We start from the raw sequence: 25,445 nt of genomic DNA, 5'->3' as shown, positions 1-25,445 counted from the left end.
GTCTAATGGTTAGAGGAATACATGATTTGACAGGGATTCAAAAGGTAGCCATCTTATTGGTTGGTTTAGGACCTGAAGTTTCTATTGAGATATTCAAGCAATTGACCGAGCCAGAAATTGATCAACTGACGATGGAAATTTCCAATGTTCGGCAGTTGAAAAACAGCCAAACGGAAAGAGTCATTAATGAATTTTATGAAATGATTTTGGCGCAGGATTATATGAATGAGGGTGGGTTGGTTTATGCCCGAAACATTCTCGAACAAGCGCTAGGGAAAGACAAAGCGATGGACACGATTAGTCGTTTGTCGAACCGACTTCAAGTAAAACCGTTTAGTTTTGCTCGAAAAGCGGACCCTAATCAGATTTTAAACATTCTTCAACACGAACAAGCGCAAACCATTGCGTTAGTGCTGTCTTATTTAGATGCGAAACAATCCTCTAAAATTTTGTCTGAGCTACCAAGTAGCAAACAAGCGGAAGTTGCAAGACGTATTGCTTTAATGGAAAGCACTTCCCCAGACGTTATCCATCAAGTCGAGCAAATTTTGGAGCGTAAGCTGACTGCGACTGGCAGCCAAGATTACACCGCGACTGGAGGAGTTGAAGCCATTGTTCGCGTGTTGAGCAATGTTGACCGCAGTACAGAAAAATCCATTTTGGGCGAACTTGAAAAAGACAATCCCGAACTGGTTTCAGAAATCAAGAAACGGATGTTTGTCTTTGAGGACATCGTCAAACTTGAAAGTCGTTCTGTTCAACGAATTGTCCGTGAAGTTAGCGACGCTGATTTGACATTTGCATTGAAAGTAGCAAGCGAAGAAGTGAAAAACAGCATTTATCAAAATATGTCGACACGTCGAGCAGAGGCTATCAATGAAGAAATCGAAGTTATGGGTCCAGTAAAACTGAAAGATGTAGAAAATGCACAAACAAATATTGTTGGCTTGATTCGTAGTATGGAAGAAAAAGGAGAAATTGATGTATCGCGTGGAGGAGGAGAAGAAATAATTGTCTAATATTATTCGACTTTCTCAGCCTCTTTCTGAAGAAATGAAAATTATTCAGACACGCAAAATTGAGACTCAAAAACCTGTTTTTACTGATCCCAAAATAGATCCGAGACAACAGCAACAGCAGTTGCTTCAAGAAATCAATGAATTGGAAGCTAAGAGAGAGCAATTGCAGGCTCAACTCGTAAACGATCAGCAAAATGCACAACGAGAAATCGATGAGTGGTGGCAAGAAAAGCAACAAGAATCACAACAGCATGCGCAAAGAGTTGAACAACAAGCAAAGCAACAAGGGTTTCAGGCTGGATTTACAGAAGGACTGGAACAAGTGGAGCAAGACAGCGTTGAAAAACGAGCAGAAATGACTCGTTTACTGGAAACAGCCTATGAAGAAAAGGCCACTATTATTCAGCAAGCCGAACCTTTCTTGCTGTCGCTAAGTGTGACGATTGCCGAAAAAGTGATCCACAACGAACTGATACAAGATAGACAGCAGTTATTGAGCATTATTCAGCACGCATTAAAGCAAGTAGAAGAAGCTGAAGACGTCACGATGCAAGTTTCTCCCGAAGATTACTCGGTCATTATTCCCTTTTTAGAGGAGTTAAAAACCTATATCAAAGCCGATTCAGAATTAAAACTAGTTCCTGTAGCGAATCTGACATCAGGTGGCTGCAGAATTCATACAGCGAGTGGATCTTATGACGCGATGATTGATCATCAACTAGAAGAAATCAAAAATCAATTGCTCGCTTACTGTGAGGAGAAAACCAACGATGAACTTGTGGGAAGATGAATACCTGGAATTGCTGAGCGACATTGAACCGATCAAAAAGCACGGGAAAGTGATTCAAGTAATTGGTTTGACGATTGAATCACGAGGACCTAATGCAAAAATTGGTGAATTGTGTTTGCTTTACCCAAATCGCAACGAGCCACCGATTGAAGCCGAAGTTGTTGGATTTAAAGAAAACAGAATCATGCTCATGCCACTTCAGGATCTTTCGCAAGTTGGACCCGGTTGTTTAGTCGTCGCCACGGGAGGGCCACTGCAGATTAAAGTGGGGCCTTCTATTTTAGGGAAAGTTTTGGACGGAACGGGGATGCCACTTGATGAAAGCTTATTGCCTCGGGGGTTGAAAAAATATTCTACTAATAATGCCCCGCCGAACCCGTTAAAGCGCCCGAGAATCGATAAACCTTTAGAAGTCGGAGTTCGTGCCATTGACGGTTTGCTAACTGTTGGCCAAGGTCAACGCATTGGGGTATTTGCCGGAAGTGGTGTTGGGAAAAGTACGTTGATGGGCATGATTGCTCGCAATACAGAAGCAGATATTAATGTCATTGCGCTCGTTGGAGAACGTGGCCGTGAAGTTCGTGACTTTATTGAACGTGATTTAGGTCCTGAAGGGCTGAAGAAATCCGTCGTCGTAGCAGCAACCTCCGATCAAACACCCATGCAGCGCATTAAAGCCGCACTAACCGCAACAGCGATTGCTGAATATTTCCGGGATCAAGGAAAAAATGTCATGTTGATGATGGATTCGGTGACGCGTTTTGCGATGGCACAACGTGAAGTGGGGCTCGCAGTAGGCGAACCACCAACGAGTAAAGGGTATACACCAAGCGTTTTTGCATTGTTACCGAAATTACTCGAACGCTCGGGTACTTCCAGTAAAGGGACGATCACCGCTTTTTATACCGTTTTAGTAGACGGAGACGATATGAACGAACCGATTGCCGATGCGGTGCGCGGAATTTTAGATGGACATATTGTATTGGACCGAAAAATTGCTCAAAAAGGTCAATTTCCAGCGATCAACGTAATGGCGAGTGTTAGCCGGGTGATGCACGAAGTGGTATCAGAAGAACATCAACAAGCCGCACGAGATTTCAAACGTCTGTTAGCAGCTTACGAGACTTCTGAAGATCTGATTAATATCGGAGCCTACAAGAGTGGTGCAAATAAAGAGATTGATGACGCCATTCGAGCGTATCCATTGATCCGAGAATATTTGCAGCAAGACATTTACGAGAAAGCCAAAATAGAAGAAAGTGTTGAACGGCTATCCGCACAATTTGGAGGGATTTAAACTGACACAATTCAACTTTCGATTTCAAAAGATATTGGATTTAAAAGAAAATGAAAAGGGCTTTGCGCAGATCCAAATGGCTGAAGCTATCAAACAACATGAAGTAGGACATCAGCAAAAAAGAATGATTCAAAAGAAAATCTCAGATGCTGAGTTATTAAAAAATGCCAAACAGCAAAGTGGCGTCAACATTTCAGAACTTCGCATGTTAGAAGACTATATTTATCAGCTTCAAGGTCAATCGCTTTCTTCCGAAAGAGAATTGGAACATTTACAGAAAAAAGTTTCAGCGTCTCAAGGTGTATTGCAAGAAAAAGCGAAAGAAGAAAAAACGTGGGAAAACTTGAAGCAACAAAAGTTAACACATTTCCAAGAAGAAAACAAAGCGGCCGAACAAAGCTTTTTTGACGAAATGGCCAGTACGCGGTTTTATCGCTTAGCTAAGGCAAATAACTTGGCGGAAGGGACTTGAACGTATGGAAGCTTTAAAGCCGACGTTTCAACAAACCATTAGCCCTGTCACGAAAACAACTTCGAAACCTGTTGTGAATCAAGCGGCATTTGCTTCTTTACTGGAATCATTGGCACTTCCACCTGTTAGCGAACAACAAGCACCTACAGAAAACCTGTTGGAAAACGTGGAATCTGTGCTAGCGTCTTTACAAGAACTACTAGTTGAAGAGCCAACAACTGAGCAGCAGGAAATTCAATACGCCATTCTGCAGTTGCAACAACTGCAGGCTGACAACAAGCCAACTGGTTTGCCAGCGCCCGGTCAGGTAGCTGCGAATGCATCAGAAGATCCTAGTCAACTCGTTTCACTGCTTCAGAAAATACAACAGCAGCTCCAAATTTTAGTCGAACAACCAGCTGGAGAAACTGTGAAATCCCCGATGCTGAACGAAGTAGAAGGAAAAGCGAATAAGACAAGCGTTAATGGCTTAATACAACTTTCTAAACAACTCGATGATTTGTTGGGGATGCTTGAAAAACAACAAGCTCTAATCGCTACGAGTCCTCAACTAAAGCCGGTTATAGCATCTAGTGAAGAAAGTCGTGCGGTAAAGGATATTCCCACACTTGTTGGTGAATTACTGAAGCCAGTGAGCAACAGTTCTAAGGTGTCTGTTGAAATGCAAAAGGCGTTAAAAGAACTTGAAGCAGGAGAAGGTAAGGTTGTTCCGAAGCTCCAAAGTGGAGAAGAACTTCAAACTCCCAAAGAATCCATAGAAGTGAAAGCGACTCCAGATCTAGCTGCGCAGCCTTTAACGATGACAGCAGATGCTGGAAAGGTTGCCGGGACTCTTGTGAAAGCAGAAGCCAGTCTACAGCCAGTTCCATTGGTACGTTTACCCCATCTTCTAGAAGACCTCGGCGGGATGTTGAAAAGTTCAATGCGCTTAGTCGACGGCCAAGAAGGCCTGAAAATGCGTGTTAATATTTTCCCGGAACATTTGGGACACCTTGAAATCTTATTGACATCAACAAATGGCAAACTAGCCGCTCAAATTATGGCAAGCACACCAATGGCAAAAGAAGCGATTGAACTTCAGCTAAATCAGTTGAGAACTTCATTGATTCAACAGGGTGTGGAAGTTGAAAAAATTGAAGTGCTCGAACAAAGCCCACAGCAGCCTTTTAATCAGCAACAACCTCATGCAGAACAACGGTTTACGCAACAACAAAGTAAAAATTCGCGTAGTGGTCATAGCTATTTTCAGTCTGAAGAAGACGTAGTTAAAGAAACAACAAAGCCATTGCCTGAAGGCTTACCAAAAGTAGATTACACCGTATAGAAGAAAGGGTGTTTGGATGAACATTTCGACAGCGACAACGGGAGCGGCTACTGCCGCAGCACCAGTGGCCAAGACGGCACCAACAAATGCACTTGGACAAGATGCATTCCTTAAAATTCTAGTGACTCAAATGCAACACCAAGATCCGATGGAGCCGTTAAAGGACACCGAATTTATTGGCCAAATGGCTCAATTTACAAGCCTCGAACAATTGACCAATCTAAATAAAACGATGACGCAATTCGTCAACAATCAAGGAAATTCGTCATTGGCAGATTATGCGCATTTAATCGGAACATCGGTTAAGTGGCAGTCCGAAACAGCGTCAGGTGAAGGAATTGTCAAAGCCTTGTCCAGTAAAAACGGAGAAGTAATGGCAGAGCTTGAAGGATCAGATGTAAAAGTGCCAATCAACTCAATCATTCATATTGAAAAAACGACAGCACCAGCTAATAAACAAGAAACTGTGTAATCCATGGTGGATGAAACGCGGTTCTTGAAAGGGGAAAATTAAATGTTACGTTCAATGTACTCAGGTGTGTCAGGTATGAAAAACTTCCAAACAAAGTTAGATGTTATCGGGAATAACATTTCTAACGTTAATACAGTCGGCTACAAAAAAAGCACCATTAATTTTCAAGATTTGTTAAGCCAGAATATGTCGAGTAGTGGTGCGAATCCGATGCAAGTGGGTCTAGGTTCGGTAACTTCTTCCATCAACGTCAATCACAATGCAGGTTCATTAATGTCTACGGGCGTGGGAACTGATCTTGCCATTATGGGAGACGGCTTTTTCGTTGTGCAAGACCCAGAAGCTACTGGTACGGCAGGACGGTACTTAACGCGTGCAGGAAATTTCACAGTAACTGCTGCTGGTGACTTAGTAACAGCTCAAGGGTATAAGGTTTTGGACAATGCTGGAAAAGCGATTAACATTGATGCGAAAGCCTATGAATCATTTAGTATTAATCGATTGGGTGAAGTGATTGGTAAAGCGGCGGATGGAAATGAAACAACTATTTCTTCTATCGGCGTATCAAAACCTGAAAATCCTTCAGGTCTTCGCAAGTTTGGTGGCTCACTATACGAGATGACGGAAATAGCGAGTGCGGGCGGCTTGAATATCCAAACAGCTACAGAGAAAAATACAGAAATCGGTTCGGGCATGCTCGAAATGTCTAACGTTGACTTAACGGAAGAGTTTACAGAAATGATTATAGCGCAACGCGGGTTCCAAGCTAACTCAAAAACCATTACCACTTCTGATGAAATTTTACAGGAAATTATGAACCTAAAACGTTAATGGAAGGAGCTTAGTCCATCGAAATGATTAACTTAACTAGGTTAAACCGTTCATCTATCGTATTAAACGCCATCTATATCGAGCGACTAGAATCGACACCGGATACAGTGGTGACGTTAACAACCGGTAAGAAAGTCCATGTACTGGAAACTGTAGAGGAAGTTATGGACAAAGTAACCGACTATTACCGGAAGCTGAACATTTTACCTCGTTTGCATGAGCCGAACCTAGACGAATGAGGGGGCAATCAAGTTGACAGACGTTTTATCAAATGAAAATATCGAAACCATCCTTTCGGCAATGGGCAATCAAGAACCGAAAGTGATTGATAAAAAAAGAAATGTTCAAGCATATGATTTCAAAAAAGCGTTACGTTTTTCACAAGATCAAATCCGTACCTTATCGCGTATCCATGAGAATTTTTCGCGCTTGTTGACTTCTTATTTCTCGGCACAGCTTCGAACATTTGTTCAAGTGACCGTTGAAAAAGTTGAAGAGGTTTCTTATCAAGAGTTTGTTCGAAATGTCCAAAAAAAATCGATGTTGGGCGTTTTCGAAGCAACACCGCTGCAGGGCAGCATGGTGATGGATTTTTCTCCAGAGGTGGTATATGTCATGTTTGACCGGCTACTGGGCGGGCAAGGCAATCTCTTGCAGAAAGACAGTGAGTTGACTGAAATTGAAATCAGCGTCATTGAACGGGTGTTTTCAAAATCACTGGATTGTTTTGAAGAAGCCTGGTCATCTGTAGTGAAACTGTCTCCAGAACTCAAAGAGATTGAAGTGAATTCACAATTCTTGACTACTTCTCCTCCAAACGAAACGGTCATTTTAATCAAGTTGCAAACAAAAATTGGACACGCAGAAGGCATCATCAATATCTGTTTGCCTCATACAGTGCTCGAGCAAATTTTGCCGAAGCTGTCAGCGAAACATTGGCTGGCAAACCAAAAAAAGGCTGTTGAAACACATGAAATGGAAGCGTTAGAAGAAAAGCTGCAAAGCACCAAAATGGAAATCAAAGCGGTACTGGGAAAATCAACGATCGAACTTGGAGATTTCCTGAACCTGAAAAATGGCGATGTCATTCGTTTGGACGAATCTTACGAGTCACCTGTCACGCTTCAAGTAGATAACAAATTAAAATTTTATGCCCAACCTGGTGTTTCAAAAGGTCGGATGGCTGTACAAGTAACAGAACTATCGATTCAAGGAGTTCAATTTGATGACGACTGATCATCATTCTCCAGAAAAACGTAAAAATTCTTCGGATGACCAGAAGACAGGAGGAAAGGCGATGCCTGAAAACGCATTATCAAAAACAGAGACAGAAGCTATCATCGAATTATTGAACACGTCTCTAGGAGGTTCGGCGGCTCTACTAACGTCGTTGCTTGCAGAACAGGTTTTTGTCACTTCTCCAACGCTAACTGTGACCGGTCGAGATGCTGTATTTGGTTCGATCGGCGCACCGTTTTATGTGGCGCTTGGTGAATATACGGGTTCAGCTAGCGGAATGCAGGTTCTTGCTGTTTCTAAAAAGGACATGGATGCTGCATTAAAGACTACAGAGGACCAAACAGAATTTCAAGCGGTTCAAGAGTTGATTAGTAAAATGTTTGATTCAGTGGCACAGTCGATGTCAGCGCTGTTAGAAAACGAGCTTACTTACTCCTTGTCGGGTATGGACGTTGTGGATCAAACGGGTGAATTTTCGTTAGCTAACTTTACGAAAGAGCAGTCGTTTACAGAGTCGGAATTTCAGTTGAATGTTAGCGGAAAGCAAAACATCCGTTTTTGTTTATGTTTGCCTCTACCACTTGCAAAAACCTTGGTGGAGATTTTAACGGCACCGTTTAATCCGCAAGAACTAAAGGAGACAAGTGAAATGCCAAAGCAATCAGATGATGGGCTAAATGAGCAGGCTCAAGCAACACCGACCGTACAAAATGTTCAGTTTTCAAGCTTCGACAATACGGAAACAGCGCCATCTGCACCGAATAACTTGAATATGTTATTGGATATTCCGCTCCAAGTTACTGTGGAGCTAGGCCGTACAAAACGAGTAGTCAAGGAAATATTGGAAATCTCGCAAGGGTCTATTATTGAATTGGATAAATTAGCAGGAGAACCCGTTGATATCCTAATCAATAATAAATTGATTGCAGTTGGAGAAGTAGTTGTCATTGATGAGAACTTCGGTGTCCGGGTAACAGATGTATTGAGCACAGCTGAACGCATCTCAAAACTGCGTTAATGATGGATAAAAGGAGTTTACTAAGAGTGCCTAAATCAAGTTATATGTGGATGCCATTGCTATTAGCGCTGTTGTTTTTGAGCGCAATGTCGGTGCCACTAGCTGTTCAAGCCAGTCCGAATGTGGTGGAATGGCTAAATAATGAAGATCCGGTAGAAAAAACACCCGTTGATGATGTAGAAAGAGCACCGATAGAAGAAAAAAGCTTAGCCGGTATTATTGTTCAATTAATCTTTTATACGTTGTTGATTGTGGTGATGATTTATGGACTTATTAAGTTTTTAGCGGCACGTCAGAAAAACCTGCAACCGAACCAAGCTGTTAAACTGATGGGTGGTACGCCGCTGGGCAATAATAAGTCGCTGCAAGTGGTGAAAATTGGCAGCCAGATGTACTTACTTGGCGTGGGTGATGAAGTAACGCTCATCAAGGAATTTTCAGATGCAGTGGAAATTAACAACATTGAAAAAGACTTTGAGCAGCAACAACCCGCATTATCGAAAAACTTGTTTGATTTAACAAAGAAAAAGATGGAAGGTTTTTCAAAAAAAGCGCAAAAAAATGGCTTTGATCAGTTATTTAAGCAAAGCTTAAATAAACAAAAAGCCCAACAACAAGCGCTTGAAGATGAGTTTGAAAAAGAAACGCAAGACACGGAAGGACGTCCGCTATGATTCCGGAAATCTTATCTGCTATTAATATTCCGGGCATTGATTTTGGCGCAGAGTCCCCTGAAGATGTCTCAACAACGCTTCAATTATTCTTCCTGTTAACGATTTTGTCTTTAGCTCCAGGAATTCTAATTATGATGACTAGTTTTACACGGATCATCATCGTTTTGTCATTCGTGCGAACTGGACTCGGCACACAGTCGATGCCACCGAACCAAGTATTGGTTGGCTTAGCACTATTTCTAACATTTTTTATCATGTCTCCTATCGTAGGAGAAATGAATGAAACTGCACTTCAACCGTATTTAGACGGCGACATGGCGCAACAAGAAGCACTGGATACCGCTATTGTGCCATTAAAAGAATTTATGGCAAAAAATACAAGAGAAAAAGATTTGGCTTTGTTTTTTAAATACGCGGAGCTAGAAAAACCTGACAGCATTGAAGAGATTCCGCTAACTTCACTGGTTCCGGCATTTGCTATTAGTGAGATGAAAACTGCTTTTCAAATTGGGTTTGTTATTTTTATTCCTTTCTTAATCATTGATATGGTTGTCGCCAGTACGTTGATGGCAATGGGGATGATGATGTTGCCGCCAGTCATGATATCGTTACCGTTTAAAATATTGCTATTTGTGTTGGTCGATGGCTGGTACTTAATAATCGAATCGCTGCTGGTCAGCTTTTGACGAAAGGAAGAATACGATGACTCCAGATATGGTGATCAAACTAGCGGAACAATCAATTTTTACAGTGATTCTTATATCCGCTCCAATGCTGCTCATTGCGTTAGCTGTTGGATTATTGGTCAGCGTGTTCCAAGCGATGACACAAATTCAAGAACAAACCTTAGCATTTATCCCGAAAATACTGGCGGTCTTTATCTCGCTCGTGGTCTTTGGCCCGTGGATGTTGACCTTGCTGCTAGATTACACACGGGACTTGTTTGAGCAGCTGCCAAGAATTATCGGGTAAATGGACATGGACAAAATTTTTGATATCTTGCCTTATTTTTTACTCATGCTCGTCCGTTTAACCAGTTTTTTTCTAATTGCTCCTATTTTCTCAATGCGAGGGGTACCCGCACAATTCAAAGTAGGTATCGCAGCATTTTTAGCGTTTGTCGCTGTGTCGACCTTGCCTATGGGCGAAACGATTCTTTTGGACTCGACGTATCTTTTGTTAATTATTAAAGAACTGGCGACGGGTTTGGCACTCGGCTTCACTGCAGCTCTCGTGTTGTACACGGTTCAAATTGCAGGCGCTTTTATTGATTTTCAAATGGGTTTTTCGATGGCCAATGTGCTGGATCCACAAACCGGTGCGCAAGTGCCGATTATCGGTCATTTCAAGTACATGATGGCGTTGTTGTTCTTGTTAACTGTAAATGGTCATCATTTGATGTTAGACGGTGTGATGCAAAGCCTACGTGTGTTTCCGGTAGAGCGATTAGCTATTTCTGTGAAAGCTGAAGACATCGCACAATTTATGACGGGCTTGTTTGCAGAAATGTTCTTGATTGCGTTGCAAATTGCCTTGCCAATCGTTGGCGCTTTGTTTTTAGTGGATATTGCCCTTGGTATTTTGGCGAAAACGGTGCCTCAGCTGAATATATTCGCTGTCGGGTTGCCGTTGAAAATTTTTGTCGGTTTTATCATGCTTTTTCTAACCATGCCCGTGTTTTTCTATATCCTGCAGGTTCTCTTTGAGAAACTCTTGGTGAGTATGGCTCAACTGATTCGTTTGTTAGGAGGAACGTAAGTGGCAACTAGATATCCCTTGGATTTGCAATTTTTTGCGGGTGAGAAAACTGAAAAAGCGACACCGCAAAAAAGGCAAGAATCCAAGCGGAAGGGCCAAGTAGCCAAAAGCCCGGAAGTCGCAGCTGCCATGATTATTATCGGGGGGATTGTGCTACTGAATTCGCTCGGTGGCTGGATGATGGACCGAATTTTAGCTATTTACCGGATTCACTTTACGCAATATATTTCCTGGGAAATAACACCGGCCACCATTCGTACCTTGTTTGAGCAGATGGCCATGAATGCCTTTTTGTTGATGCTGCCTATCATGCTCGTTGGTATGGTCTTCGGCTTTCTCGGAAACTTTATCCAAGTGGGTGTTATTTTCACATCAGACCCCATCATGGCCAAGTTTGAACGACTAGATCCAATCAAAGGGGCAAAGCGAATATTTTCAATGCGCGCTTTAGTCGAGTTAGGGAAGTCCCTTTTGAAAATCGGCATTATCGGCGGCGCTGCATTTGGCGTATTGTGGGTAGGCAAAGATGAGTTATTTACGCTGTCACAAAAAAGCATTGGCTATTCGTTTTCTTTTATCGGTTCATTGGTTTTCCAAATGGGCTTGATTGCAGGACTGATCCTGCTGAGTTTATCTATCCTAGACTACATTTATCAGAAATACGAATTTGAAAAAGGCATCAAGATGTCAAAACAAGACATCAAAGATGAATACAAAAAAGCGGAAGGCGATCCGCTCATCAAATCAAAAATAAAAGACAAGCAGCGACAAATGAGCATGAACCGCATGATACAGGATCTGCCAAGTGCAGATGTGTTAATCACCAATCCCACGCATTACGCTGTCGCGATCAAGTACGATGCCGAAACGATGGAGGCTCCGGTCATCATCGCAATGGGCAAAGATCATTTGGCGCTGAAGATTAAAGAAAAAGCGAAAGAATTTGGAATTGTGACGATGGAAAACAAACCTCTCGCACGAGCACTGTATGCCCAAGTTGAAGTTGGGGATGTTGTACCGGAAGAATTATTCCTAGCTGTGGCTGAGGTTTTAGCATATATATACCGATTAAAAGGAAAAATCCGATAACCCGGATAGAGGAGGGACCCGCGTGAAATTCAGAGATTATGCCATCATGGTAGCCGTTATCATGATTGTGGTGATGATGGTCATCCCTCTTCCGCCGCTCTTGTTAGATGTGTTAATTATGATCAATATCAGTTTGGCACTAACGATCTTGTTAGTGGCTATGAATACAAAAGAACCTCTACAATTTTCTATTTTTCCTACGTTACTGTTGTTAACAACTTTGTTCCGACTAGGGTTAAACGTTTCGACAACGCGTTCGATTTTGACCAATCAAACAGGTGGACAAGTGATTGAGACGTTTGGTTCGTTCGTTGTTGGAGGAAGCGCCATTATCGGGATCTTGGTATTCCTCATCTTAGTGATTATTCAGTTTCTCGTGATTACGAAAGGCTCCGAGCGAGTAGCCGAAGTGGCTGCACGATTTACGCTCGATTCCATGCCGGGTAAACAAATGAGTATTGACGCCGACCTCGGCGCAGGAATGATTTCGGATCAAGAAGCAAAAAGCCGTCGTGAAAAAGTAAGTTCAGAAGCAGACTTTTACGGGGCGATGGACGGTGCGAGTAAATTCGTTAAAGGAGACGCGATTGCCGGAATCATTATTACCCTCATCAACATCATTGGTGGCTTGCTAATCGGTGTCATGGTTCACAAATTGCCATTTGCAGAAGCAGCGCAGCTGTTTACGCTACTGTCTATTGGAGATGGCTTAGTTTCTCAAATTCCAGCGCTATTAATTTCGACAGCGATGGGTATTGTCGTCACACGTGCAGTATCAGACGGCAATTTAGGGTCAGATATCACAAAACAACTTTTCGCCTATCCAAAGATGTTGTATATTGTAGCCGGAACGTTAGTGATGTTTGCAGTTTTTACACCAATCAGTCCAATGCTCGTTGTGCCGATTGCGGGTGTCATCGCTTATGGTGCTTTCCAAATGCAAAAAACCTTGAAATCTGAGGAAAAGCAGGAAGTTGAAATAGGCAAAGAAGATAAAGAAATAGCGGGAATGAAAAGTCCGGAAAGTGTCATTGATTTACTGCATGTGGATGCCATTGAATTTGAGTTTGGCTATGGATTAATCCCAATTGCCGACAAAAATCAAGGCGGCGATTTACTGGACCGTGTTATTATGATCCGTCGACAATGCGCGATGGAGCTAGGTATTGTCGTTCCGGTCATTCGGATTCGTGACAACATCCAACTGCAGCCGAATGAATACGTGATTAAGATCAAAGGCAACCAAGTCGCATCAGGTGAAATTATGCTTGATCATTACTTAGCCATGAGTCCGGGCATTGACGACGAATCAGTAGAAGGCATTGAAACCGTGGAACCCGCCTTTGGTATGCCTGCTTTATGGGTCGATGAGGACATGAAAGAAGAAGCCGAAATGGCAGGTTACGCCATTGTTGATCCGCCGTCTGTTGTGTCTACTCATTTGACAGAAGTGATCAAACGCCACGCGCATGAATTAATCGGTAGACAAGAAGTAAAATCGCTCATTGAAAATATGCGCGAAACAGCACCAGCAGTAGTCGAAGAGTTAGTACCAAATTTAATGACCATTGGTGAAGTACAAAAAGTATTAATGAAACTTTTGAAAGAAAAAGTATCTATCCGCAATTTATTGGCCATTTTGGAAACGTTGGCAGATTACTCTACGCAAACAAAAGACGCAGATTTGTTGACGGAGTATGTACGTCAATCCCTATCACGTCAAATTACCTTGCAATACGCTACTCCAAAAGAGCCGTTGCAAGTGATTACAGCAGGAGCGAGTCTTGAAAAGAAATTCGCTGACTCTGTGCACCGGACAGAGCAAGGCAATTACTTGTCCATTGATCCAGAATCTTCTCAAACAATTTTCCAAAAGATCACAGAACAAGCGGCGCAACTGCAGCAAACCGGCGTTCAGCCCATTTTACTGACGTCTCCTGCTATCCGTATTTACATGAGACAATTCGTCGAGCGTTTTGCACCCGACCTGCCAGTGCTGTCCTATAACGAACTAGAGCCGGAGATTGAAATTCAAAGTGTTGGAGTGGTGAACGTCTCATGAGGTTGAAAACATATATCGTCAACACGATGGCGGAAGCACTCCCCATGATTAAAAAGGATCTAGGCGAAGATGCGTTGATTTTAAATACCAAAAAAATCAAGACAGGTGGATTTTTAGGTTTTTTCAAGAAAGAAAAATTAGAAATCACAGCTGGCGTTGATCCAATCCCGCCGAAAAAAGGATTGCCAACTGAAACGAAATCTCCATCAAAGTGGAGTAATCCAAAAGACTCCTCAGCAGAATTGATCCATGAGTTAAAGAATATGAAACAATTTATGATGAAACAGATGAAAGAAGAGGATCTTCCTGAATCTCTTCGGTTGTTGAAAAAGCAATTGATTGCGCAAGAAATAGCGCCGGATATTTTGACAGACTTGCTAGCAAAATTGATCGCAAGAGATGAATTTAACACTGACCAAACGTTAGAGCGTGTTCAGCGCTTTGCTCGTGAAGAATTGGTCGCAATGATGGATTCGCATCAGTGTGATGAAATTTCACAACAACCAGAAATTATTTGTTTTATCGGACCAACAGGGGTTGGGAAAACAACGACAATCGCAAAAATTGCTGCTGGTTATCTGCTTACAAAGGATAAAAAAGTGGGATTGATTACTGCGGATACTTACCGTATTGCGGCAGTTGAGCAATTAAAAACCTATGGCAGCATCTTGAATATTCCAGTTAAGGTAGTGGAGTCTTCTGCAGATTTAACGAAAGCAATCGAAGATTTTCATGACTGCGATATCATCTTAATGGATACGGCAGGCCGAAATTATCAGCAGACGCAATATATTGAAGACCTTAAGCAGTTACTGCCAACTGATAGTAAGGTACAGATTCACTTAGTATTGAGCTTAACTGCCAAATACGAAGATATGAAAAAAATAATTAATAATTTCCGTTCCATTTCTATGGATGAACTGCTATTGACTAAAAAAGACGAAACCAGTTCTTCGGGCGCTATCGTGAATTTGATTTGCCATTACGACATTCCGATACGCTATATCGCTAATGGCCAAAATGTACCGGATGACATTATGGACTGCACACCGGAATTAGTAGCGGACTTCATCTTGGGAGAAAAAACTAATGCTTGATCAAGCCAACCAGTTAAGAGAAAAAATGCTGATAAAGCAATCGGATAAGCCAAGCAAAAAAACCGTTAAAAAAACACGAGTGTTGGCAATCGCTAGTGGCAAAGGCGGAGTTGGAAAATCGAATTTCGCATTAAATTTTGGCTTAAGCCTTATTGAACAGGATAAAAAGGTATTGATTCTTGATGTTGATATGGGATTCGCTAATATTGATGTGTTACTTGATCAGATTCCACGTGAAACCATTGCTTCCATGATTGAAAAAGATTTGGCTGTTCGGGATATTATTGAAAAAGGTCCAAATGGCTTGCTGTTCATTTCAGGGGGCAATGGTTTTAACGAACTGTTTCGAATGGATGATCACAAACTGCATAAATTTTTTCAGGAACTGGCCACTTTACAGGGTGAAGTAGACTACATCATCTTGGATACGGGAGCAGGTTTGTCCTACGAAAATCTTCGCTTTATCTTAGCCGCTGATGACGTCATCTTAGTTACTACTCCTGAGCCAACGTCGATTACTGACGCCTATTCAGTCGTCAAGATGGTGCATGGCAAAGATCCAAATGTTCATATGAAGCTAGTAGTCAATCAATGCGTCAGTATCAAAGAAGGACAACAAACAGCTGATAACTTTACCCAAGCAGCAGCTCAGTTTTTAGGGAAAGAGATTGGTGCCTTGGGTTCTATCCCAAATGATTTACACGTGCCAGAAGCTGTCAAAAAGCAACAGCCGCTACTGCTGGTTTATCCGAATAGTGAATCGGCAGTGGCCATTCGTCAACTAACGGGTGAATTTCTACATCTCCGTGTTCCTTATAAACTGGGACTGAAAGGGTTTATTATGAAAATATTTTTTAAATAAGAGCGGCTTGACGCTTGGAAATGGTGGTGAAAAATCATGCTGAATCCCAAATTATCAAAAGAAGAACTCTCCTGCTGGAGCGATTGGCAACAACACCAAGATCCAGAAGCTGGCGAATACTTGGTTGAACAATATCTTCCTTTGGTTGATTACGTGATTCAACGGTTCATGATCAGTTTACCGAAAACTGTGGAAAAAGATGATATCCGCAGCTATGCCTATGAAGGATTACTCGATGCCTTAAGTAAATTCGATATTGAAAGAGATTTGAAATTTGAAACCTATGCTTCCTGGCGCATCAAAGGAGCGATTATTGACGGGCTGCGACATAGCGATTGGTTGCCGCGATCCGTTAGAGAAAAAGTAAAGAAAATTGAAAAAGCCTATCTTTTATTAGAGCAGCAAAATAGCGCTTCTGTGTCTGACGAGGAAGTTAGTTTGTATTTGGGTATTACGAAAGCTGAGCTTAATAAGACAGTTTCAGAAGCAGCGCTATCAACAATGATTTCAATGGATGACGAACACTTTGAAGAACGACGAACAGTGAACAACCATCACGTAGGCTCGCCAGAACGCCATTTATCAGATCGAATGATGAAAGAATCGCTAGTTCGTGCCATTGAACGGTTGCCTGAAAAAGAAAAAATTACAGTGTCATTATGCTATTTTGAAGAAATGAAATTAACCGAAATTGCCGAAATTCTCGGCGTTAGTGTATCAAGAGTTTCACAGCTTCACTCAAAAGCTATGCTTCGACTGCATGCTTCGATTTTATCTGTACACGATCATTATTGAAGTGAAACTACCAAACAGAAGGCTAAGGTGATGGGGATGGAATGGCTATTGATAGTAGTTAGTACGGGGCTAGTGCTAATGAATATACGGCTGATGCTGATAGTAAAAAAACAGCACATAAATAACAGCTCACCTGAAATTCATGAAAAGATGGCCCAGTTTGTGGCCCAACTTGAAGAAGAAAACAATGAACTTTACAATAAATTAACTACTTACATAAAGAACAGCGAAACCCAACTCGTCGAACGCGTTGAACGATTAGAACAAACCAAGATTGAACAGATCGACAGTCCCGAAAAGTCTACTGTAGAAACAGAGAAAATCATTCAGCTGTCTAGACAAGGTTTTTCTTCGAGACAAATTGCTAAAGTGCTTCACGCCGACTTTGGCGAAGTAGAGCTTGTCCTTAATATGAACAATAAGTAGTACAGTAATTTAAAAGAAGACGAGGTGCTGTAAATGCGTATTGATAGTCAGAGTACGATTCAAAACGACCGGCTGTTGAAACAAACGAATGGTAACAAGCCGAACGAACTTTTCTCAAATGCCATGAGAAAATCTCAGTCAAAGCTGCAAAATGATTCGTTAAATCAGTTGATGAGTAATGTGGATACGCAAGGTCAAAAATTAGCCAATCAACGTACACTTGAAAATTTAGTGAATTATAAGCAAGCTGTTAAGCAATTTGTCTCAGAATCTGTGAGTTATGGTTTACACTTATCAGATGAGCAAAGTCTTACATCAGGCGGTAACTTAAAACCCCAACGAATTATCAAAATAATCGATAAAAAACTAATTGAAATTCAAGACGAAGTATTGAATAATGAAGAAGAAGGAATCGGTACTTTAGATCTAGTAGGAGAAATCAAAGGTCTGCTTGTAAATTTGTATATGTGACCGAGGATGGGGAGAGTGAAATGTCGGAAAATCGTCGCGAATTTTTTCGAGTTATTTTCAACCAGGCTTTGAATGGCAAGGTTTCAGTTTACGGAGGTAGTTTTTTGCCGGTCGAAATTTATGATGTTAGTGCCGGAGGGTTGGTGTTTTCTTCTGTACTTAATATTCCTTTGGGAGAAAGCGTACGCTGTAGTTTTGAACTAGTAGATAGCGCTTTCTTAATAGAAGGGACTGTTGTTCGAAAAGCGACAGGTATCGACGTGGTAGAATGCGGGGTTGAATTTTCTGTGGATCAAGGAACTTCCTCAGAGTTATTCAAGCAACTAAACCATTACCAAATCCGCAACCGAAAAAGTTTTCTGACGGATTAACTCTAGTACTTGATGAAAAGGGGCTATCCCAAAAGGTCATGAGCAATGACTTTTTGGGATAGCCCCTTTTGCCTACTGAAGAACAACTAGATGTTCAATGCCATCAGCTAGTTTCGAGCTAAAATAAAAGATCATTTTGTAAGTGAAAGCAAAGATCAAAAGAGCCCTTGAATCTGAATCGCTGATGTCAATCGACTGGATATGAAAACTTGCACACCGAGTTCGCAATAGCTTAGTTCTTCTAACAGCAGGAATTTCTACAGAATATAGAGAAGTAATAGCATACAAAAAAGAAAAAGAAGGTGAAGCAAATAAAAGCACCCGCAGAGATTCTTTCAATTTGGCAGCAGTTTGATGGATTTCCCATGGAGACTTTGACAAAAGCTTGGTATTATCAGCGATCAGGCGACCAAAAGCAACGCGATGTCGAGCTCATGAAACAGCACCATGACCAATACGGTATCACAGGGAATTGTTTTGACTTGGCAATTTGGCTGTTAGCAGCTTTTGAAGACGCACGGGTTAACGCTTATCCAATAGGCAGTAAGCTAGGAACAGTAGATGCTCACGCAGCTATCATAGCTGAAGACAGGGATGGACGCAGATTTCTATGTGATTTAGGCGATCAGTGGATCCAGCCCATCTTAATAGATGGAGACAGTCAGAATTTTACAAGCAGTCAATTGTCTGGGTATTTTCCAGGAGCAGAAGTGCAAGTAAAGTCGATTGGTCAAGAGGTTGAGATGGTCTATTACCGATCCAATGGCAAACAATCCCGTCAACTCTACAAGGTAAAGCCAGTGGAACGTCTCCAGTTTTTAGCGGCAGCTGAGTATTCTCAACATCATATCTCTCCTGAGCCGTTGGTCGAAGTTCGGCTGTATGAAAAAGGAGAGACGCGCCACTGGGAGTTTGATAACTGGAACAGTTTTTTGAGTACAAACACGGGACTTTATCACGATGAGCCGTTAGAAAATCTGGAGGATTGGATAGATAGAATTCATGAGAAAACAAAGTATGATAAAGCATTTTTATTAGCATCTTTAGGGTTTTATGAGAAGCTGAATCTAGAAAGTAGCGAGACAGGAGAAGTCGAATGATCAAAGTGGTTATTTTTGATTTGGATGGCACATTATTGGACCGGGATAGTTCGCTGTTAGCGTTTGTAGATGAACAGTACAACCGGTTAGATGAACACGTAAAGCATGTACCTAAGGCTCTTTTTAGTAATCGCTTTATCGAATTAGATGCCAAAGGATACGTTTGGAAAGACTGTGTTTATCAACAATTAATTGAAGAGTTAGAGATTGAAGGGATAACTTGGCAAACCTTATTAGAAGACTATGTAACCAATTTTAACAAGCATTGCATACCGTTTCCGAATTTGACTGTGGTGCTCAAGAACTTAGCGAAGCAGTCGCTACGTTTAGGGATGATCACCAACGGCAGGGGACAGTTTCAGTTAGATAATATTCTGTCACTAAAAATTAGGGAGTATTTTGAAGAACTTTTGATTTCTGAATGGGAGGGAATGGCCAAACCCAATCCAGCTATTTTCTATAAAGCGCTGGCACGTTTCGGTGTTTCTCCGAACGAAGCTGTCTATATTGGAGATCATCCGAAAAATGATATACAGGCTGCAAAAGCAATAGGCATGAAAACGATTTGGAAAAAAAGTCAGCATTGGAGCTGCTTGGATGCAGATGGAGAAATTGATCATTTACAGGAAATCAGCAAAGTGGTTAGGCGCTTGAATACAGAGAACTAATAGACCGAAGAGAGAACGCGGGAGGTGGCACAAACATGATACCTAAAAAGCAATTGCAATTTGAATTGACCGAATTTAAAGATGACCCAGAGTTTATGCGTATACCCGCTACAGAAAATTACGATTACTGGCTCTTGCTGATGGAGTATTTTTTAGCTAAGTCCGACACTTTTGAAATTCATTGCTTTACTGAGGAAGTGACGGCCATAAGAGAGATCACTTCTGACTTAATGGGATTGTTCGAAAGTAAAGAAAAACAAGGTATGACGATTTTTACAGGCTTTCTAACAGCAGATATCATGAAATTTCTGCTGACACGTCATCTCATAGACCAAAAGAGATTGGCATGGTTTTCAGTATTCTTGATCAGTGGGGACCAGCTTGTTTTCACTTCTGAGCATTGGGGAACAGAGTTTTTTGTTCCAGACGTAACAGAAGAAGATTTGCTATTTATCAAACATGTAGCACCGGATGAGACAACATTCGACCATTATGAAGAAAATTAAAACTTCCACAGCTTAGTTGTGAAAGTTTTTTATTTTATGCAAAATATTCTTAAAAATCTGAAATTTGTTTGACTTTACTCCTTATTAAGACAATAATAAGAGGACAATCGTTTCTAAAATATGGAAGTAAACAGGGCGATTGTTACGGGTAATTATGCGTATACAGGTTTTGTCACCGCACGTGCTTTAATCTTCTCGTTTATGTACTAATCAACAGAGACAGCCAATTTGAAGATGGAGGAATGAAAATGAAAAAAACGACGATCAGTGCTATTATTTTCTTATTTATTTTTGGCTTTTTAGCAGCATGTGGGACTGAAGACACGTCAAAATCTGCTCCTGAAAGTGGAACAGAAGGAAAATCTGGCGGAGTGCTGGAACGAATGGAAGAATCTAAAGAATTAAATGTAGCATTTGAAGGTACGTATCCACCTTTTAATTTCATCGATGATAAAGATGAATTCCAAGGATTTGACGTTGATATCTCTAATGAGATTGCAGAACGTCTCGGTGTAAAAGCTAACTTTATCGCAACCAAATGGGACGGTTTGATCGGTGGACTAAAAGCGGATAAATTCGATATCATCATTAGCCAAATGACGGTGACAGAAGAGCGAAAAAAGAGTGTCGACTTTACCGACCCTTATGTAATTTCAGGATCAGTGCTAATTACACGTGAAGACACAAATGATATTACAAAGCTTGAAGACATCAAAGGAAAAAAAGTAGGCGTTGGTGGTGGAACAACTTTTGAAGACGTGGCGAATAGTGTAGAAGGCGCTGACGTGAAATTGTACAAAGCTGTAGGCGATTACATTCAAGATTTAACGAATAAGCGTCTAGATGTCATCATCAATGATCAATTACTGATTAGCTACAACATTAAAGAACAAAATCTTCCGATTAAAATTTCAAGCGATATTTTAAACAAAGACGAAATCGGCATGGCCGTTAACAAAGGCAACGAAGACTTTATCGAAAAAGCCAATGCCGCTTTAAGTGAAATGAAAGAAGATGGGACATACGATGAAATTTATAAAAAATGGTTTGGAACAGAACCGTTAGAAAACTAAACGTTCATTGATTGTCTGGAACAATTTCTTTGTCACAAATTTTGATATTTTTTGTATAAGCGCCATAAGTGAGGGGTGGAGAAATGCATATCTTCGTTTTAGGGACAGGCATGATTGGCACAACAGTAGTAACAGAATTGGCTAAGTATGCTGGTGTAAAAACCATCACAGCTGTTGATATTAACCAAGCAAGCATCGACAAATGTCTAGCTATCGCTAACGATCCGCAAGTAATTGGTAAAGTAGCCGCATTAGCAACAGAAGCCGATATTGCTGAAGTGCTAAAAGGTGCTGACCTGGCGATTGGCTGCCTTCCTCACTCGTTAAGCTTGCCCGCAATAAAGGCAGCCATTTCTTCAAAATGTCATTTAGTTGATTTGGTGGGATCTCATTTTCCAGAAAAATTGGCGTTGCATGAACAAGCACAGCAAGCAGGGGTTTTAATCGTCCCAGGTTGCGGAGTCGCACCCGGCATCACCAATTTCTTGGCGGCACAAGGAATTGAACTATTGGACGAAGCACAAGAAGCAATGCTAGCCTGTGGCGGAATTCCGAGATACCCGGATCCGCCTTTAGGGTATCAGGTCGTCTACCGTTTAGAAAGTCTACTTGGACTTTATACAAAACCAGCAACGATCATTCGAAACGGAAAAATTGTGGAATTGGCTCCGCTATCCGACTTGGTAGAAATGACTTTTTCTGAGCCAGTGGGTTTATGTGAAACAGTCATTACAGACGCCCACAGTACGGCCTTTATGCTTCAAGGAAAAGTAGAAAACCTAGTAGAGCGAACTGTTCGGTACCCTGGGCATTGGGACAAAATGAGGGTATTAAGTGAACTCGGATTTCTGGATGAAACGCCAGTTGCTGTTGAAGATACAGTCATCAGTCCAAAATTATTCGCTCAGAAAGTTTTGATACCAAAAATGTCAGGCCATTCAATTGAAGATATTACTGTTTTAAGAGTAGAAGTAAGCGGCATCAAGCACGGAGTTTCAACAAAACATACGTGGGAAATGATTGATTTATACGATCACGAACGGAAAATAACATCGATGGCTAAAACGACTGCTATTCCAGCGTTACTCATTTCACAATGGATTACCACTAAAAAAATAACAGAGACAGGCGTTATTCCAATCGAAGGTTTAATCGTTCAGGAACGATTCCATCCTTTTTTAACTGAATTGAGCCAATTAGGCATTGAGATTGAGTATAAAGAAGAAACTTTCGTTGAAAAGGAATAGCGTGTTACTTCTTGTCTAATGGGAGGATTTATGGATTTTACAATTGTGATTGATTCATTGCCATCGTTGCTCAAAGCGACAGGAATGACGATTTTTCTCGCAGCTATTTCAATTCTGATTGCGTTAGTTATCGGCTTCTTGACGGCCATTATTCGTATTTTAAAAGTAAAAGTAGTAAACGAAATTGCGAATGTTTATGTGTCTTTAATGCGTGGAACCCCGTTATTGGTACAAATTTTCGTTATTTATTATGGATTGCCTCAAGTTGGTATCGCCTTAGATCCGATTTCATCCGGTATTTTAGCGCTTAGTTTAAATGCAGGCGCTTATTTATCAGAGTCATTTAGAGCGTCTATTTTGGCAGTGGACAACGGGCAAATGGAAGCTTCTATGTCAATGGGAATGACCTATTCTCAAGCATTAAAGCGAATTATCCTGCCGCAGAGCTTGCGGATTGCGATTCCGACATTATCCAATTCGTTTATTGTTTTAATCAAAGATACGTCGTTAGTGTCTGTTATTACGGTGACAGAATTGTTGCAGATGTCGAGCTTGATCATAGCGAAAACATTCGAGCCACTGACCATTTATTTAGTAGCTGCAGCGATTTACTGGATATTGATCTCATTTTTCACGAAATTATTGGATCGTTTGGAAATTCGATCATCCAAATACTTGGTCAGATAACATGTGGTTGCACAAAGTCTGCTCACTGTTAATGGGAAAGACGGGATAAAAGGAGATTGATCGGCATATGATAAAAGTTACTGGACTGGTCAAAAAATTTGGAGCTAACGAAGTGCTCAAAGGAATCGATTTAACCATTGATAAAAGCGAAGTGGTCGTCATTATGGGACCCAGTGGATCAGGGAAATCGACTTTGTTGCGATGCTTGAATTTTTTAGAAGAGCCAACAGAAGGGCTTATTCAAGTTGGCGAATACAAAGTAAACGCGGGAGGCAAAATTGATCGTCACCGCAAAAAAGTAATTAGGGAATTGCGTAAGAAAACAGGCTTTGTTTTTCAATCATTTAATCTGTTTCCTCATAAAACAGCGATTGAAAATATTATGGAAGGTCCGATTGCTATACATGGCAAAAGTCCTGAAGAAGCCAAAGCGATTGCTATTGAACTGCTTGCCAAAGTCGGGTTAGCTGATCGGGCTGATCATTACCCAGCACAATTGTCAGGTGGACAGCAACAGCGTGTAGCGATTGCTCGCTCTCTTGCGTTAGATCCTTTAGTGATGCTTTTCGATGAACCAACTTCAGCACTCGATCCGGAACTCGTACGTGAAGTGCTATTGGTTATTAAAAGTTTAGCAGAAGAAGGCATGACCTTGGTCATCGTGACGCACGAAATGAATTTTGCAAAAGAAGTTGCCGACCGCGTCGTGTTCATGGATGAAGGGCTGATTATAGAACAAGGTACTTCCAAACAGATTTTTGAAAATCCAAAAGAAGATCGAACCAAACAGTTTCTATCGAAAGTGGAAGCGATTGTCGCGAACTAAACCAACCCGGCCCGATAGATGGCCGGGTTTTTTATTGTACAATGAAGAAAAGGGAGCATGAAAATGGAAAATGAAAAAATACGTATTTACGATGAGAATGGAATTGCACAAGGAGTTGCTACACGCCAGACCGTGCATGAAAAAGGGTATTGGCATGAAACTTTTCACTGCTGGGTGGTAGGTCGTGAGAATAATAAAGATATCGTTTACTTGCAGTTGCGTAGTAAAGATAAGCAAGACTTTCCAGGATTATTCGATATTACGGCAGCGGGTCATTTAATGGCGGACGAAGCGGTTCGAGACGGCGTTCGAGAAGTTCAGGAAGAACTTGGACTCAAAGTCGATTTTGCAGAACTAACTTCTCTTGGAATGATCAAAGATCAAATAAACCTGCTGAACTTTACCGACAATGAGCGCTGTCACTGCTTTTTTTACCGGAAGCAAGACAACAATGACGCTACGTTTGAGTTGCAGGCAGAAGAAGTTTCTGGCATAGCGAAGGTGGAATTTGAAGAACTGGCTGAATTAGTTATGGGTAAGAAGGAAGAAGTAGAGGTCGAAGGATTTGTCACAGTTGCGGGTAAAAGTAGCAGATTTAAGAAGCAGATTGGCTTAAAAGATTTAGTTCCGCACAGTCAGGATTATTTGAAGAAGGTTATAAAGCAGATAGGTCTAGCATTAAAAAAATAGTTCCCAACAAAATTTTTGTGCCGTAAAATGGGGCTGTCTCATAGGCTTCTAAAATAAAACAGGCGGAGAAAAAGAACTTCTTTTTCTCCGCCTGTTTTATTGAATCGTTGCCGATAATGTTGAACTCTCCGATACGACCGGACACGCTTTCTCCATCGATTTTGCATGGAGATTAAAAGAAGGAAACCAACAGACTGCCAATACAAAAAAACAAACCAATTTGCAAAAAAGATTTTCGGTTCGGGAATTCTCTGCGATAAGTGACAGGAATGAGAGAGCGTTTTTCGCTTTCTTGAATCACCTGATCTTTTTTATTTATTTTTGCAAAAAAGTTTCGAGTACTCGTTAAGAAAGCTGTGAAAAACTGACCTTCGATTAAAATCATCATCGAATAGATCATAATTAATAGCAGTCCAACCAAAAACAAAGCATTGGCCCAGTTAATGAGAGACCAACTTTTATACAGAAAAAAAGATAACAGCATTGATATGCTCAATGACGTTAGCAATAAAATAGCTTTGAAATTCATAGGTATTGATCCTTTCTTTTCATATCTAAACATTACCACGTAATTTATATTT

General features: G+C 41.2%; 31 protein-coding genes. 30 read left to right on the top strand and 1 reads right to left on the bottom strand.

The features are described 5' to 3' along the window. Positions 1–5: 5 nt before the first annotated feature. The 30 genes from fliG (at position 6) to QMF37_RS06630 (ending at position 24,864) form a co-directional block, all read left to right on the top strand. Positions 6–1,019, top strand: coding sequence for a flagellar motor switch protein FliG (gene fliG / locus QMF37_RS06775; RefSeq protein ID WP_283477407.1), 1,014 nt, complete (start codon positions 6–8; stop codon positions 1,017–1,019). Further along, positions 1,012–1,809 (top strand): FliH/SctL family protein, encoded by a 798-nt coding sequence (locus QMF37_RS06770; RefSeq protein WP_071154097.1) that lies wholly within the window; start codon positions 1,012–1,014, stop codon positions 1,807–1,809. Before fliG ends, QMF37_RS06770 begins: the two co-directional genes overlap by 8 nt. Next, positions 1,790–3,106 (top strand): flagellar protein export ATPase FliI, encoded by a 1,317-nt coding sequence (fliI, locus tag QMF37_RS06765; protein WP_058386664.1) that lies wholly within the window; start codon positions 1,790–1,792, stop codon positions 3,104–3,106. Before QMF37_RS06770 ends, fliI begins: the two co-directional genes overlap by 20 nt. Next, positions 3,072–3,578: a flagellar export protein FliJ gene (gene fliJ / locus QMF37_RS06760; RefSeq protein WP_262499782.1), complete on the top strand. Its 507-nt coding sequence runs from the start codon at positions 3,072–3,074 to the stop codon at positions 3,576–3,578. The genes fliI and fliJ overlap by 35 nt, the downstream gene beginning before the upstream one ends. Positions 3,579–3,582: 4 nt before the next feature. Continuing rightward, positions 3,583–4,902, top strand: coding sequence for a flagellar hook-length control protein FliK (locus tag QMF37_RS06755; RefSeq protein ID WP_283477403.1), 1,320 nt, complete (start codon positions 3,583–3,585; stop codon positions 4,900–4,902). A 16-nt stretch (positions 4,903–4,918) separates the two neighbouring features. Then, a complete protein-coding gene (gene flgD, locus QMF37_RS06750; RefSeq protein ID WP_058386662.1) occupies positions 4,919–5,374 on the top strand; it encodes a flagellar hook assembly protein FlgD in 456 nt (151 codons plus the stop codon). A 42-nt stretch (positions 5,375–5,416) separates the two neighbouring features. Next, positions 5,417–6,205, top strand: a complete 789-nt coding sequence (gene flgF / locus QMF37_RS06745; protein ID WP_283477400.1) for a flagellar basal-body rod protein FlgF — start codon at positions 5,417–5,419, stop codon at positions 6,203–6,205. Between the two features lie 23 nt (positions 6,206–6,228). Continuing rightward, positions 6,229–6,444: a flagellar FlbD family protein gene (locus QMF37_RS06740; protein WP_058386660.1), complete on the top strand. Its 216-nt coding sequence runs from the start codon at positions 6,229–6,231 to the stop codon at positions 6,442–6,444. 13 nt (positions 6,445–6,457) lie between these two features. Next, positions 6,458–7,441, top strand: coding sequence for a flagellar motor switch protein FliM (gene fliM / locus QMF37_RS06735; protein ID WP_283477396.1), 984 nt, complete (start codon positions 6,458–6,460; stop codon positions 7,439–7,441). After that, positions 7,431–8,462, top strand: a complete 1,032-nt coding sequence (gene fliN, locus QMF37_RS06730) for a flagellar motor switch protein FliN (protein WP_283477394.1) — start codon at positions 7,431–7,433, stop codon at positions 8,460–8,462. The genes fliM and fliN overlap by 11 nt, the downstream gene beginning before the upstream one ends. A 26-nt stretch (positions 8,463–8,488) precedes the next feature. Further along, on the top strand, positions 8,489–9,136 hold the full coding sequence (locus tag QMF37_RS06725; protein WP_071154100.1) for a flagellar biosynthetic protein FliO: 648 nt from the start codon (positions 8,489–8,491) through the stop codon (positions 9,134–9,136). Further along, complete coding sequence (gene fliP / locus QMF37_RS06720) at positions 9,133–9,822, top strand: flagellar type III secretion system pore protein FliP (protein ID WP_283477392.1); 690 nt, start codon at positions 9,133–9,135, stop codon at positions 9,820–9,822. Before QMF37_RS06725 ends, fliP begins: the two co-directional genes overlap by 4 nt. 16 nt (positions 9,823–9,838) lie before the next feature. Continuing rightward, positions 9,839–10,108 (top strand): flagellar biosynthesis protein FliQ, encoded by a 270-nt coding sequence (fliQ, locus tag QMF37_RS06715; protein WP_049693911.1) that lies wholly within the window; start codon positions 9,839–9,841, stop codon positions 10,106–10,108. A 6-nt stretch (positions 10,109–10,114) separates the two neighbouring features. Beyond that, positions 10,115–10,894, top strand: a complete 780-nt coding sequence (gene fliR / locus QMF37_RS06710) for a flagellar biosynthetic protein FliR (RefSeq protein ID WP_058386655.1) — start codon at positions 10,115–10,117, stop codon at positions 10,892–10,894. Then, entirely contained in the window at positions 10,895–11,983 is a 1,089-nt protein-coding gene (gene flhB, locus QMF37_RS06705) for a flagellar biosynthesis protein FlhB (RefSeq protein WP_283477387.1), read from the top strand. A gap of 22 nt (positions 11,984–12,005) precedes the next feature. Next, complete coding sequence (gene flhA, locus QMF37_RS06700) at positions 12,006–14,045, top strand: flagellar biosynthesis protein FlhA (protein ID WP_283477385.1); 2,040 nt, start codon at positions 12,006–12,008, stop codon at positions 14,043–14,045. Continuing rightward, positions 14,042–15,142, top strand: a complete 1,101-nt coding sequence (gene flhF, locus QMF37_RS06695) for a flagellar biosynthesis GTPase FlhF (RefSeq protein ID WP_283477383.1) — start codon at positions 14,042–14,044, stop codon at positions 15,140–15,142. The genes flhA and flhF overlap by 4 nt, the downstream gene beginning before the upstream one ends. Continuing rightward, positions 15,135–16,004 carry a MinD/ParA family protein gene (locus QMF37_RS06690; protein ID WP_058386651.1) on the top strand — a complete coding sequence of 290 codons (870 nt, stop codon included), beginning with the start codon at positions 15,135–15,137 and terminating at the stop codon, positions 16,002–16,004. Before flhF ends, QMF37_RS06690 begins: the two co-directional genes overlap by 8 nt. A gap of 36 nt (positions 16,005–16,040) precedes the next feature. After that, the gene (locus QMF37_RS06685) at positions 16,041–16,799 is read left to right on the top strand and encodes a FliA/WhiG family RNA polymerase sigma factor (protein ID WP_283477380.1); all 759 of its coding nucleotides are present in this window, start codon (positions 16,041–16,043) and stop codon (positions 16,797–16,799) included. A gap of 30 nt (positions 16,800–16,829) precedes the next feature. After that, a complete protein-coding gene (locus tag QMF37_RS06680; protein WP_283477379.1) occupies positions 16,830–17,225 on the top strand; it encodes a DUF6115 domain-containing protein in 396 nt (131 codons plus the stop codon). A 33-nt stretch (positions 17,226–17,258) separates the two neighbouring features. Continuing rightward, positions 17,259–17,696, top strand: a complete 438-nt coding sequence (locus tag QMF37_RS06675; protein ID WP_071154105.1) for a YaaR family protein — start codon at positions 17,259–17,261, stop codon at positions 17,694–17,696. Positions 17,697–17,716: 20 nt separating this feature from the next. Beyond that, positions 17,717–18,067 (top strand): PilZ domain-containing protein, encoded by a 351-nt coding sequence (locus QMF37_RS06670; protein ID WP_283477376.1) that lies wholly within the window; start codon positions 17,717–17,719, stop codon positions 18,065–18,067. 311 nt (positions 18,068–18,378) lie between these two features. Then, on the top strand, positions 18,379–19,167 hold the full coding sequence (locus QMF37_RS06665; protein ID WP_283477445.1) for a hypothetical protein: 789 nt from the start codon (positions 18,379–18,381) through the stop codon (positions 19,165–19,167). Beyond that, positions 19,164–19,835 (top strand): HAD family hydrolase, encoded by a 672-nt coding sequence (locus QMF37_RS06660; RefSeq protein ID WP_283477374.1) that lies wholly within the window; start codon positions 19,164–19,166, stop codon positions 19,833–19,835. The genes QMF37_RS06665 and QMF37_RS06660 overlap by 4 nt, the downstream gene beginning before the upstream one ends. 35 nt (positions 19,836–19,870) lie before the next feature. Continuing rightward, positions 19,871–20,341, top strand: a complete 471-nt coding sequence (locus QMF37_RS06655; RefSeq protein ID WP_283477373.1) for a hypothetical protein — start codon at positions 19,871–19,873, stop codon at positions 20,339–20,341. 248 nt (positions 20,342–20,589) lie between these two features. Continuing rightward, on the top strand, positions 20,590–21,414 hold the full coding sequence (locus tag QMF37_RS06650) for a transporter substrate-binding domain-containing protein (protein ID WP_283477371.1): 825 nt from the start codon (positions 20,590–20,592) through the stop codon (positions 21,412–21,414). Between the two features lie 83 nt (positions 21,415–21,497). Continuing rightward, positions 21,498–22,661: a saccharopine dehydrogenase family protein gene (locus tag QMF37_RS06645; protein ID WP_283477368.1), complete on the top strand. Its 1,164-nt coding sequence runs from the start codon at positions 21,498–21,500 to the stop codon at positions 22,659–22,661. Between the two features lie 30 nt (positions 22,662–22,691). After that, positions 22,692–23,348, top strand: coding sequence for an amino acid ABC transporter permease (locus QMF37_RS06640; RefSeq protein WP_058386644.1), 657 nt, complete (start codon positions 22,692–22,694; stop codon positions 23,346–23,348). 67 nt (positions 23,349–23,415) lie between these two features. Beyond that, positions 23,416–24,174, top strand: coding sequence for an amino acid ABC transporter ATP-binding protein (locus tag QMF37_RS06635; protein ID WP_071154109.1), 759 nt, complete (start codon positions 23,416–23,418; stop codon positions 24,172–24,174). A gap of 63 nt (positions 24,175–24,237) precedes the next feature. Beyond that, positions 24,238–24,864 (top strand): NUDIX hydrolase, encoded by a 627-nt coding sequence (locus QMF37_RS06630; protein WP_283477365.1) that lies wholly within the window; start codon positions 24,238–24,240, stop codon positions 24,862–24,864. Positions 24,865–25,036: 172 nt separating this feature from the next. Here QMF37_RS06630 and QMF37_RS06625 read toward each other — a convergent pair whose 3' ends face one another. After that, complete coding sequence (locus QMF37_RS06625) at positions 25,037–25,393, bottom strand: DUF3899 domain-containing protein (protein ID WP_283477363.1); 357 nt, start codon at positions 25,391–25,393, stop codon at positions 25,037–25,039. Positions 25,394–25,445 lie beyond the last annotated feature (52 nt).

Origin of the sequence: Planococcus sp. S3-L1 (assembly GCF_030063085.1) — a bacterium.
Classification (GTDB): Bacteria; Bacillota; Bacilli; order Bacillales_A; family Planococcaceae; genus Planococcus; species Planococcus kocurii.
The sequence above is the reverse complement of the archived record's forward strand: the minus strand, read 5'-3'. Positions and strand labels throughout refer to the sequence as shown.